The 12,182-nt window shown below is 35.1% G+C and carries 9 protein-coding genes; 8 read left to right on the top strand and 1 reads right to left on the bottom strand.

The annotated features are described in order from the left end of the window. Window positions 1-68 precede the first annotated feature (68 nt). The 8 genes from ABDH49_01770 to hdrA2 all read left to right on the top strand — a co-directional run bounded on the left by ABDH49_01770 (window position 69) and on the right by hdrA2 (window position 9,369). Complete coding sequence (locus ABDH49_01770) at window positions 69-2,675, top strand: S8 family serine peptidase (GenBank protein ID MEN3045705.1); 2,607 nt, start codon at window positions 69-71, stop codon at window positions 2,673-2,675. Between the two features lie 139 nt (window positions 2,676-2,814). Beyond that, entirely contained in the window at window positions 2,815-3,102 is a 288-nt protein-coding gene (locus ABDH49_01765; GenBank protein ID MEN3045704.1) for a ferredoxin family protein, read from the top strand. Next, window positions 3,099-4,256 carry a 2-oxoacid:acceptor oxidoreductase subunit alpha gene (locus tag ABDH49_01760; protein ID MEN3045703.1) on the top strand — a complete coding sequence of 386 codons (1,158 nt, stop codon included), beginning with the start codon at window positions 3,099-3,101 and terminating at the stop codon, window positions 4,254-4,256. Before ABDH49_01765 ends, ABDH49_01760 begins: the two co-directional genes overlap by 4 nt. Before the next feature lie 13 nt (window positions 4,257-4,269). Next, window positions 4,270-5,121: a thiamine pyrophosphate-dependent enzyme gene (locus ABDH49_01755; GenBank protein ID MEN3045702.1), complete on the top strand. Its 852-nt coding sequence runs from the start codon at window positions 4,270-4,272 to the stop codon at window positions 5,119-5,121. Then, window positions 5,118-5,693 (top strand): 2-oxoacid:acceptor oxidoreductase family protein, encoded by a 576-nt coding sequence (locus tag ABDH49_01750; GenBank protein MEN3045701.1) that lies wholly within the window; start codon window positions 5,118-5,120, stop codon window positions 5,691-5,693. The genes ABDH49_01755 and ABDH49_01750 overlap by 4 nt, the downstream gene beginning before the upstream one ends. After that, window positions 5,690-6,103: a 4Fe-4S dicluster domain-containing protein gene (locus tag ABDH49_01745; protein ID MEN3045700.1), complete on the top strand. Its 414-nt coding sequence runs from the start codon at window positions 5,690-5,692 to the stop codon at window positions 6,101-6,103. Before ABDH49_01750 ends, ABDH49_01745 begins: the two co-directional genes overlap by 4 nt. 2 nt (window positions 6,104-6,105) lie before the next feature. After that, entirely contained in the window at window positions 6,106-6,888 is a 783-nt protein-coding gene (locus ABDH49_01740) for a heterodisulfide reductase-related iron-sulfur binding cluster (protein ID MEN3045699.1), read from the top strand. A 15-nt stretch (window positions 6,889-6,903) separates the two neighbouring features. Further along, complete coding sequence (hdrA2, locus tag ABDH49_01735) at window positions 6,904-9,369, top strand: CoB-CoM heterodisulfide reductase HdrA2 (GenBank protein ID MEN3045698.1); 2,466 nt, start codon at window positions 6,904-6,906, stop codon at window positions 9,367-9,369. 73 nt (window positions 9,370-9,442) lie between these two features. On the opposite strand, the gene ABDH49_01730 is transcribed toward hdrA2, so the two are convergent. Beyond that, entirely contained in the window at window positions 9,443-12,181 is a 2,739-nt protein-coding gene (locus tag ABDH49_01730; GenBank protein ID MEN3045697.1) for an efflux RND transporter permease subunit, read from the bottom strand. Window position 12,182 lies beyond the last annotated feature (1 nt).

Genomic DNA, 12,182 nt, shown 5'->3' with positions numbered 1-12,182 from the left:
CCTTAAAAGAATAAAGTAAGAATACTGATTTAAGCAATGAGATAACTTATAATTATTAAAGGGGAAAAATGAAATTTTTGATTTTCTTTTTTCTTATCTCCGATTTAAAAATTAACTTTCATACTATAAGTTTTGATCCCCTTAAAGATGAAATTCCTAAAGTTTTTCCAGAACTTGAAGGTTCCTATAGGGAAGGCGTAAACTACATCTTAATTCAATTCAAAGAGATACCTCTTCCACAGGAAAGAGAGGCTCTCTCCTCACTTTATAAAATAGAGTTTACTCCATGGTACGTTCATGAAAACACCTTTATTGTTAAAATTGATTCAAAGGAACCCCAAGAAAAGATAAAGGAGCTATCACTGATTAGGAATGTAAGATGGGTTTCTCTTTATAAACCCATTTATAAGTTTACAGGTGAAGCTTTTGATTTATATATTAGAGAAAAGGACATTAAGCACAGATTTTACGTTCATGTTTTTGATGTATCCTATCTTGATGAAGTTGTTTCTTTGGCGAAAAACCTTGGGGCAGAGATAGAATATGTTGGTTATAGGAAAACTGAAGAAGAAAGGCACCTCTGTTCCTTTGGTTTAAAAATAGAACCTTTTAAACTCTCAGAAATTGCAAATCACCCAGGTGTCTATGTGATTGGTAGAGAGTATGATAAAACTACATTTAATGATGCTTCAAGATGGGTTATTCAAACAAATGTAAGTGTAGATACCTCAATATGGGCAAGGGGAATACGTGGTCAGAATGTTATTATAGGGCATATGGATAATGGGCTCGATACAAATCATTGTTTTTTTAGGGGAACTGTAGGGGGCCTAAAGAAGGTGGTTAGGCTTTTTGATTATGATGGGGGAGGTTTTGCAAATGGTGATCATGGAACTCATACAGCTGGTTCTGCCTGTGGCGGAACTGATCAACAAACTTCAAATTTACAGTACAGGGGAATGGCTTATAAAGCCCGTCTTGTTTCTCAAGAGCCTATAGGAGCAAATCCTCCTGGTTTTTATACTGCATTGCGCGACGCTTATAATGAAGGTGCAAGGATTCATACAAACTCTTGGGGTTACGTTTGCAATATGATTCTAACTCGTTGCTCAGCAGGTGGTTATGAGGGGGAAGCAATTGATATTGACAATTTTGTTTGGAATTACATTGATATGAATGTCTTTTTTGCTGCTGGAAATAGCGGTGATTGTGTTCCACCTTTAAGTTGTGGAAATGGAAGAAGAATTTCTCGACCAGCTACTGCAAAAAATGATGTAACAGTAGTTGCAACAAGGAGAGCACCCAATCAGGAATATAAGACAACTTGGAGTTCCTATGGAGCACCTAATAACCTTGGAGATAATCGTTTGGGCACAGATATAACAGCACCTGGAGAAGATGTAAACTCGGCCGATAATGGAACTGCGTGTGCTGTCATTGCATACTCAGGAACATCAATGGCTACACCAACAGCAGCAGGGGCAGCTGCCTTAGTTATACAGTATTTTAAGGAAGGTTTTTACGGAAACGGGACAAGAAACTCTGCACCTTCTCATAATCCCTCATCTGCTTTAGTACGAGCTGTCCTTGTAGCATCTGCAAGAGATATGCTGTATGATATTGATGATGACGAAGGAAGCGGTAATTCAGGTGTTCCAAACATTTATGAAGGTGCAGGAAGGATAACACTTGAAGATGCCTTATGGTTTGGTGAATCAAGAAAACTTTTATTTGTTGACGGTGACTTACCTCCAGGTGATAATCAGTTTACGACAGGTGATTCTATTGTGTATAGATTGAATGTCTTGGGAAGTGGTTTCCCATTAATTATAGTTCTTTCATGGATTGATTACCCTGGAAGTGCAAATACCTATCCTGTTATTGTCAATGATCTTGATTTAAAAGTTATAAGTCCTACTGGCACTATATATAGGGGAAATGTCACTTCAGGAGGATGGTCTACTCCTGGAGGTTCTTTTGATAGATTGAATTTATGGGAACTTTTTAGGCTTCAGAATCCAGCTGTGGGTGAATGGAGGATTGTTGTAAGGGCTTATAGAGTAGTGCAGCCGAAACCTGCAGGAACTAAATATCCTTTTGCTTTGGTTGTAACAGGAAATGTTGGTCAAATTCAAAAGCTTTCTTCTGTGGAGAGTTTCTTTGCTTTGTCTTCAGTTTCTGAAGGTATTTTAATAACCTTTCATTATGGAGGTATTGTTAATAGGTTCTTATTATACAAAAAAGATGGAGAGGATTTTAAACTTATTTCTGAAAATCGCTTCTTGAAGACGCCCTTTAGATATATTGATAGGAATGTTGAGGAGGGTAAAGAGTATGAATATAAGGCAATAGCTGAGACTTCTGAGGGAGTTTATTACTACGGTCCTTTAAAAATAAGATATGATTTTAAAGTTAATTTTGTTAAGTTTAATGCAAATGTTACAGGTTCAAAGCTTAGAGTTTTCTTTACAATGCTTTATCCTGATGAAATAGAGATTAATTTATATGATGCAGGAGGAAAGAAGGTACAAAGATTGATGAATAGATTCCATTTTGAAAAAGGTTTATATAGTTTAGAGTTTGAATTGAGAGATTACGGGATAAAACCTGGTATATATTTTGTTGAAATAAAAGGAAGAAAAGGAGCCAAAAAAGAGAAGATAGTTTTCTTTTAAAAAACTATTTTAAATCAAATATAAATTTTGAATTTGTAAAAATTTTTATTTAATAAATTAGAGCAGGGAAAATTTAGATAAAATTAATAAGGGGTACTAATTTTTTTATAATAAATAAATTTTAAAGGAGGCCTAAGGAATGGAGGAAATAAAAAAGAATAACGAAGTTTTTTGGAGGACTCCTCTTGATTATAACGAAATAAAAAGAATAAAAGGTAACGTAATTATCTTAGAAGACGTCTGTAAGGGTTGTTCCTTCTGTATAGAATTTTGTCCGACAAACTCCCTCACGAGATCTCCTAAACTAAATTCAAAGGGATATCACTTCCCTATATTTAACCCCGAAAATTGCACAGGATGCGGTTTCTGCGAGAGAATATGCCCTGAATTTGCTATTATCGTTGAAAAAGTCGAGGTGAAAAAATGAGCGCAAAAATACTTACAGGTGTTCACTATATGCTCGGCGACCATGCTTGCGCCGAAGGCGCAATAGCCGCTGGATGTAGATTCTTCGCAGGTTACCCTATAACTCCTTCCACAGAAATTGCAGAATGGATTTCACTCCGATTCCCAAAATTTGGAGGTGTCTTTATACAAATGGAAGATGAACTTGCCTCAATGGCCGCAATTATTGGAGCCTCCTGTGGCGGACTAAAATCTATGACCGCAACCTCAGGTCCTGGTATGTCACTAATGCTCGAAAATATTGGACTTGCTGTTATGCTTGAAGTACCCTGCGTGATTGTAAATGTCCAAAGAGGAGCCCCATCTACCGGACTTCCAACTCTTGTTGGTCAAGGAGATATAATGCAGGCAAAATGGGGCTCCCACGGCGACTATGAAATTGTTGCCTATGCTCCAGCTTCATGTCAAGAAATGTTTGACTTGACAATCCAAGCCTTCAATACAGCTGAAATTTATAGGATACCAGTTATAATACTTACTGACGAAGCTGTTGGACACTTAAGAGAAAAAGTTGTTATTCCAGATGAGTCAGAGATAGAGATAGTTAATAGAAAAAAACCAAACGTCTCTCCAGAAGGATACCTTCCGTACCTACCTGACGAGGATCTTGTTCCAAGAATGGCCCTAGCCGGTGAAGGCTATTTTGTTCATATGACAGGCTTAACTCACGATGAAAGAGGCTACCCAAATATCACTGCTGAAGCTCATGAAAGACTTGTAAGAAGATTACTCGATAAAATTCAGAAAAATAAAGATAAAATAATAAAGTATGAAGAAGTTCAAACAGATGATGCTGAAATATTACTTATATCTTACGGGATAACAGCAAGAAGTTCTTTAAAAGCTGTTCAACTTTTAAGAAAAGAAGGAATTAAAGCCGGACTATTTAGATTAATTACAATTTGGCCCTTCCCCTATGAGAAGATTGAGGAGCTCTCAAGAAAAGTATCACTTATCGTTGTTCCTGAAATTAATTCAGGACAGGTAAGAGGGGAAGTGCTAAAGGCCCTAAAGAGTGATTTATCCGTTTTAGGAGTAAATAAACTTGGGGGAGATTTAATTACTCCACAAGAAATTGTAGAGAAGATAAAGGAGTTTTTAAAAATTAGAGTTTAAAAAGGGGGAAGAAATGGAGGTTCAGGTAAAAAAGGAGGTTAAACATAGGTTATCAAGGTGGATCAGGGAAGAGAGATGGCCTCATATTTGGTGTTCAGGTTGTGGCCTTGGAATTGCAATGAGTAGTATGCTTTATGCTTTTGAGGAATTAAATCTTGATCCAAAGGAAATTGCTATTGTAAGCGGTATAGGATGTACTGGTAGAGTAGCCGGTTACGTTAAGGTTGACTCTTATCACACAACTCACGGAAGGCCTATTCCTTTTGCTATAGGTCTTAAAATTGCAAAACCAGAAATGAAGGTTATCGTATTTTCAGGTGACGGAGATATTATAGCAATTGGAGGTAACCATTTCATCCATGCTGCAAGAAGAAACTTTGACCTGATCTGTATATGTGTAAATAACTTTAATTATGGAATGACTGGAGGCCAATTCGGTCCCACTACGCCATATAAAGCTAAAACAACAACAACTCCCTATGGAAACTTTGAGTATCCCTTTAATCTGCCCTATCTTGCAGCATCAGCAGGAGCAACTTTTGTTGCAAGATGGACTTGTCTTCATGCCTATCATCTAAGACAAAGTATTAAAAAGGCTTTACAGAGGAAAGGATTTAGTTTTATTGAAATTATTTCTCCTTGTCCAACTGGCTTTGGTAGACCAAACAAAATCGGAGAAGGTCTTGATGAGATGAAGTATTATAAAGAAAAAAGTATTATCAAAAATGGAATCGATCCAAAAGATGCCGAGTTATCTTTAATGGGAGGAAACATAGTTGTTGGTGAGTTCGTAGATATAAATAAACCCTCTTATTTAGAAATTTTGATGGAAAATAACGAGAGAATAAGGAGAGAAGAAAAATGAAAAGGTCAATAAGAGAAATTCAATTTGCTGGTTTTGGTGGCCAAGGAATAGTTTTATCAGGTTATATTCTTGGTCAAGGAATAACAATTTTTGAGGGTAGAAATAGTTCTATGACACAAAGTTATGGTCCAGAAGCAAGAGGCGGAGCATGCTCCTCAGGTGTTGTTATAGCAGATAACCCTGATGAAATGGTGCCCTATCCTAAAGTTACAGAACCAGATGTTCTTGTTTGTATGTCTCAAGAAGCCTATACTACCTATCTTCATAAAATTAAAAGTGGAGGAATTCTAATTTATGACTCTGATCTTGTGACAATTGATAATAAAAGATACGACATAGAATATATTCCGATTCCAGCTACAAAAAGAGCTGAAGAGCTGGGAAATAAGCTGGTAGCAAATTCAATAATGCTTGGTGTTCTTCAAAGAATCACAGGTGTATGTTCAGCAGAAGCCTTAAAAAAATCGATAGAAATTTCAGTTAGAAGGGACTATGTGGATATAAATATAAAAGCCTTTGAGGAGGGAATAAAACTTGCTGAGGAATTTTTAAAAGAGGAGGTTAAAAGATGAGGCTAAATCCCTATTTTAAAGAAGAAATAAGTCGAGAACTGAAAGATCACAGCATTTTAATGTGTTATCAGTGCGGTAAATGCTCATCCTTTTGTCCAGTATTTAATTTAAGTCCAGAAAAATTTAATCCAAGAAAACTGATTGAAATGGTTTATATAGGAGCAGAGGATGTTTTAAAAACAGAGGATATATGGAGATGCACAACTTGTTATGAATGTTTTGAAAACTGTCCCCAAAAGGTCAATTTCGTTGAAATTATATTTTTACTTAGAACAAAAGCAACTGAAAGAGGCTATGCTCCAAAAATTCCTATGCAAGAGCTTGTACTTGTTAGAAAAGAAGGCTTTTCTGTTCAGATCTCCCCAAGAGCAAAAAAATGGAGAGAAGAGGTTATTAAAATAGGAGGCTAACTATGAAAGATAACTTCGTTTATTTTCCAGGATGTCTTGCCTTAAGAAAGTTTCCGGGTTTTGACTACTCTACAAGGTTTGTTCTCGATAAGTTAGAAATAAACTATAAAACTGCAGAGGATTTTGTCTGCTGTCCGGATCCAGTATGGATTAGATCTTTGTCTTATAAAGATTGGAAAAACATTGGCTTAAAAAACCTTGAAAAAGCGAAAAGTTTAGGATCAACAATGTTTACTATATGTAACGGCTGTTTCGAAACACTTTATACCATTAAGAAAAGTTCTGCTAATTTAAAGTCATTTAGAGTAGAGCACCTTATTTACACCCTGTGGAAAAATAAAAAAAATGAAATAAAAAGTAAAATAGTTGTTCCACTTAATGGAAAAAAATTTGCAGTTCATGAAGGTTGCCATTTTAAAAGACCAAGCGCCCTAATTTCTGAAGAGTTTGGAGAGCTAAAAAAAGTGAATATATTAAAGGAAATGATTGAACTTTTGGGGACCGAGGCGATAGTTGCTAAAGATGAATGCTGCGGTTATCCTAACTCACTAACAGATAAAGAACTTTCCTACTTATTAGCAAAGAAAAGAATTGAAAGTTTTGGGGAAGTTGATGGAATAGTTGTTATATGTCCTTCTTGCTTTTCCCATTTTGAGAATGTGCTTGTGCATGAAAAAAGAGAATTACCCGTTTACTTTTATTTTGAACTTTTAGCTTATTCACTTGGACTTGATAAAAATAAAATAGGTTTTGAATTTCATAGAATAAAACCTTTGACAATTTAAAAGAAAGGGGGAAAAATGAAACAGAGCGGAGAAGAAATAAGAATAGGAGTATATGTGTGCCATTGTGGTTTGAACATAGCAGGAAGTGTAGATTGTATAGATGTTTCACAGTTTGCGTCTACTTTACCTAATGTGGTTATAGCAAGAGACTATAAGTACACCTGCTCTGAACCAGGTCAAGAGATAATAAAAAGAGATATTAAAGAATATAAACTAAACAGAGTAGTTGTAGCATCTTGTTCACCAAGGCTACATGAACCCACCTTTAGAAAGGCAATTGAGGAAGCAGGACTTAATAAATACTTGCTCGAGATGGCAAATATCAGGGAACACTGTTCATGGGTTCATCTTTATGATAGGAAAGCAGCTACTGAAAAAGCTAAAGACCTTGTTAAGGCAGCTGTAGCAAGAGCAAGGTTTTTAAAAGAACAGAAGGAGCCTAAAGTCCCGATAATCAGAAAAGCTTTGGTAATAGGTGGTGGAGTTGCAGGTATTCAAGCTGCTCTTGATCTTGCCGATACAGGTTACGAAGTTTTCATGGTAGAAAAGGAGCCTTCAATAGGAGGAAGAATGGCTCAGATTGATAAGACTTTCCCCACTATGGACTGTTCAATTTGTATTCTTGCTCCTAAGATGGCTGAGGCTGGAAGACATCCCAACATAAAGATCTTTACAAATTCTACCGTAAAAGAAATTACAGGTTATATAGGAAACTTTCATGTTAAAATTGAGAAGAAGGCAAGATACGTAACAAAAGAGTGCACAGCCTGCGGAGATTGTTCAAAGGTTTGTCCTCAAGAGCATCCCAATGAGTTTGATGTTGGTATGGCGACAAGAAAAGCGATTTATATTCCCTTCCCTCAGGCTGTTCCAACTCAATACATAATTGATCCAAAACTCTGTTTAAACATTAAAGCAGGTGCCATAGTTTGTGAGGAGTGTCTTGCAGCCTGTGAAAAGAAGGCAATAAACTTTAACGATAAGGACGAGATAGTTGAAATTGATGTTGGAACGATAATAGTTGCTACCGGAATGGATGTGTACGATCCAAGGGAAAATAACGATTATGGCTATGGAATCTATGAGAACGTCATAACCTCTCTTGAGTTTGAAAGACTTATAAATTCAGCAGGTCCAACCAAAGGAAATCTCATAAGACCCTCAGATGGTAAAATTCCAAAGATTGTTTCCTTTATTCAATGTGTAGGTTCAAGAGATCTTAGAACAAACAAGTACTGTTCAAATGTGTGCTGCATGAACACAGTTAAGGATGCCCTCCTTATTAAGGAGCACTGGCCCGATACCCAAATTTACGTTTTCTATCAAGATATGAGAGCCTTTGGTAAAGGTTTTGAGGATCTTTATAGAAGAAGTAAGGAAGAGGGAGTGATCTATATAAGGGGATTACCCTCACGTGTTGAAGAGTTGCCTGATAAAAGACTCAAGATATATGCAGAGGATACGTTACTTTCAAGGACAGTTGAGCTTGAAACCGATATGATAATTCTCTCTGTTGGTCTTGTTCCACGAAGAGATAGGGATGAAGTTCAAAAGAAACTTGCCTTAAGTTTATCAGAAGATGGTTTTTATTTGGAGTCACACCCTAAGTTAAAGCCTGTTGATACAGCAATAGGTGGTGTGTTTCTTGCAGGTTGTGCGGAAGGGCCAAAGGATATAAAAGACAGCGTAACTCAAGCATCAGCCGCAGCAGCAAGAGCAGGTATTTTAATGGCGAAAGGAGAGGTGACCGTAGAAGCATTAACTCCTGTTATAGATCCTGAAGCTTGTAAAAGATGTGGTATGTGTGCAAATGTTTGTCCATATAATGCATGGATTTGGAGTAAAGAAGAGAGGAATGTTCCTAAGCTGATTGAGGCTTCTTGTGCTGGGTGTGGAGCTTGTGGTGCTGAGTGTCCATCTGAAGCGATAGATATGAGGCACTTCCCGGATGAGGCTATATATGCGCAGATAGATGCCCTTTTGGAGGAGAATCCCTCAGAAAAGATTATTGTTTTTGCTTGTAACTGGTGTTCTTATGCAGGTGCTGATCTTGCAGGTGTTTCGAGGTTCCAATATCCACCAAACGCAAGAATAATTAGATCGATGTGTTCAGCAAGGATTAAGCCTGATTTTGTAATACATGCTTTAAGAAAGGGGGCAGGTGCAGTTTTATGGTCAGGTTGTCATATAGGTGATTGTCATTATAACTATGCGAATTTGAATGCAAAAAGAAGATATGAGAATATGATGAAAAGGCTTGAAAGATTGGGAATCAGAAAGGAGAGGGTGCAACTGGATTGGTTCTCTGCAGCTGAAGGTATACAGTTTGCAAATAAGATAAAGCAGATGGCTGAGATTTTAAAAACTATAACACCAGAGGAAATTGAAAAAACAAAGGAAGCTCTTTCTCAGTTTAAAATTCCTGAAAAATATAAAAAGTTCTTATCTACTATAAAGGCGGAAGAGAAAGTTCTTGTTTAAGTAGGGGAATTTAGGGGGCTCAGGGGGATTTGAAGGATTAAGTGCTTTCTGTTTTAACAATAAAGAGTTGGACTTAACTTTTTTCAATTAAAAATTTAGGTTTTATTTTTGAAATGAGAATTGGTATCAAAACTAAGGAGGAAAGAGAGGAAGTAATCATAGTAATAAAAGTTAAAATTCCGAATCTTTTTATGACGATTAGGTCTCCAAGTGCTAATACGAGTAATCCTAATCCAACTGAGAGAGCGTTTATGATTACTGCTCTTCCTGTAGTTTTAAAAAGATTTTCGTACCTATTATCGTAATTTCCTATTTTAAAATCTTTTTTAATTCTGGAAATAACATGAATGGAGTAGTCTATACCAATGCCTATTATAATTGGTGCAATCATTACATTTGCTGCATCTAAAGGATAATTCAGAAAACCTAAAAGTCCAAAGTATAATAGTGCTGCAAAAATTATTGGTACTACTGTAATTAAACCGCCTATTATTGATTTCCACTCAATTGAAACAAAAATAAAGACCAAAATTAAAACCATTAAGAGACTTTGCATTTGGCTTTTTAAAAGATTCTCATCAAGTTTTGTATAAATTTGAGGGACTCCCGCATCATAAATTTTGAAACTTACAACTTCTCCATAAGCCATAAATTCTTCTTCGTAAGGGATAATCCATCTGTCTCCAGTAAATTCATAGATATAATCCTTTATTTTTTTATCTAAGTTTAAACTGTTTATAAAACCTAATCTTTTTGCTTCTTTTAAGATTTCCCTTAATTCAGAAGCTGTTTCTTCAACCTCCTCTTTTTTGTTACTAAAATACTTCATTAAAACACTTTTAACATCCCCATCCACTATTATTTCATTGATAATTTTTTTTCTTAATTTTTTATCTAAAATTACTATGTAGGCTTCTTCACTTTTAAAATACTCCTCCAGCTTTTTAAAAGCTTCTTCCTCCGCGTATTTTTTGAAATTATTTTCATCTGAAAAGGAATAAAGAGTTTTAAAAATTTTTACAGAATCTTTTATATCAAAAACATCACATATTATTTTTGTATAAAATTCTGTATATTTTCTAAAAACTTCTTCTCTTTTATTATCACTTAAATTTTTGGGATCAATAATTAAGTACTTACCTTCTATTTTTTTAACGGTACCTTTAATGTAATCCGTTACCTCTCGAGCTAATTTTGTTTTTCCGATCTCTGAGACTACTTGTATCAATGCCTTTTTACCGTCTTTTTTTACTATCATATCCAGTTGAGGTTGACCCTCTAAAAGAAAATAGAGGTTATTTATTTTTTCTTCCGTTTCTGGTATTGATTTATACTCTGTAAGAAGTTCATTCATTTCGGCAATCAAATCTGCAATTGATTGAGGATTATGTATATACTGAGATTTTCTCAGTAAATCACCTATATATTTCATTAGCTTTAAAATTACGGGATTTTTAATATTATTAGCTTCAAAGACTATATAGGAAGATGCATGCCCCCCAAATTTTTCTCTCACAAGCTCTGCAGAGATCCTTAAGGGATTGTAACGAGGAAAATAAGCAATCATATCGACCTCTCTTTTTATCTTCAGTATCCCTAAGACACTAAAAAAAAGAAGAATCAGACATAATTTTGTTATTATACTTTTGTATTTATCAACTAATTTAGAAAGTAGAGAAAAAAGTAGAGATGGTGGAAAGGTAAACTCTTTTTGTGAGGAAACTCGTAGCTTACCGTAAGAGAGAATAACTGGAATAAAAGATAATGTTAAAATAAAAGAAAATATAACACCTATGCTTAAAAAAATGCCAAATTTTCTTATCACATCAAGTTGAGTAAATATAAGAGATAAAAAACCAAAAAAGGTTGTTATTGCTGACATAAATATAGGGACCCATATATCATTAACACTTTTTTTAATCCTATCCCTATCCTTTTCAAACTCTCTGTATTTGTTTAAAAGATGTATTCCATAGGCAGAGCCAACAGCTAAAAGAATAACTGGCATAATATTTGAAACTATTGAAAGCGGCACACCCAGAAACCCCATTAAACCAAGAATCCAAACTATAGAAATTACAACAACACTTATAATCAGTATAACACTCTGAAAATTTTTGAAACTTAAAAATAAAATCAAGGAAATTACAATTAGCGAAAAAGGAATAAGCTTTATCATCTCCTTTCTTATTGTTTCATTAACAAATATAACTACAAAGGGAATTCCACTATAGTGAATCTCAAAATTTTCTTTTAGTTTTTCCGTAGTTTCCTTTATCTTTAGGGCCGTTTTCTCTCTATCATACTTCTCTGAAAACCTAATAATAATTGACGCATACTTTCCATCCCTTGAAACTATTACTCCCTTGAATCTTTCCTTTGACATAACGTAATTTTTTAAACTATCGTATTCCTGCTTTGTTTTCGGTATGTAACCAAAGGGCAGAAGTTTGCCAACCTCTATTCCATCCTCTATTTTTTTGATGTCCATTATATCTGTTAAACTCAAACAATTTGAAACTCCCTCTATTTTCTTATACTCCTCTGTAAGCTCATAAATTTTTCTAAAAGTTTTTTCATTAAACACATCAGGTGTTCCCCTTAGAATAACCATCCCAATAAGGTTTCCCTCAAATTCCTCACCTATTTCGTTAAACACCTTCACGTAAGGTTCCTCAGGTGGAAGAGCCTTTGAAATATCTCCTTGTACCTTAAGTTTTGTAATTCCAAAACTAAAAAGAAAAGTCAAAATAATCAAAGAAATTAAGAATAAGGTTCTTCTCTTAAGCAAAAAATCAACTATTCTTTCCATA

This window comes from Candidatus Hydrothermales bacterium (assembly GCA_039630235.1).
In the GTDB taxonomy this organism is placed as follows: domain Bacteria; phylum Hydrothermota; class Hydrothermia; order Hydrothermales; family JAJRUZ01; genus JBCNVI01.
Note: the sequence above shows the minus strand (reverse complement) of the source record. Positions and strands in the feature narration are given on the sequence as shown.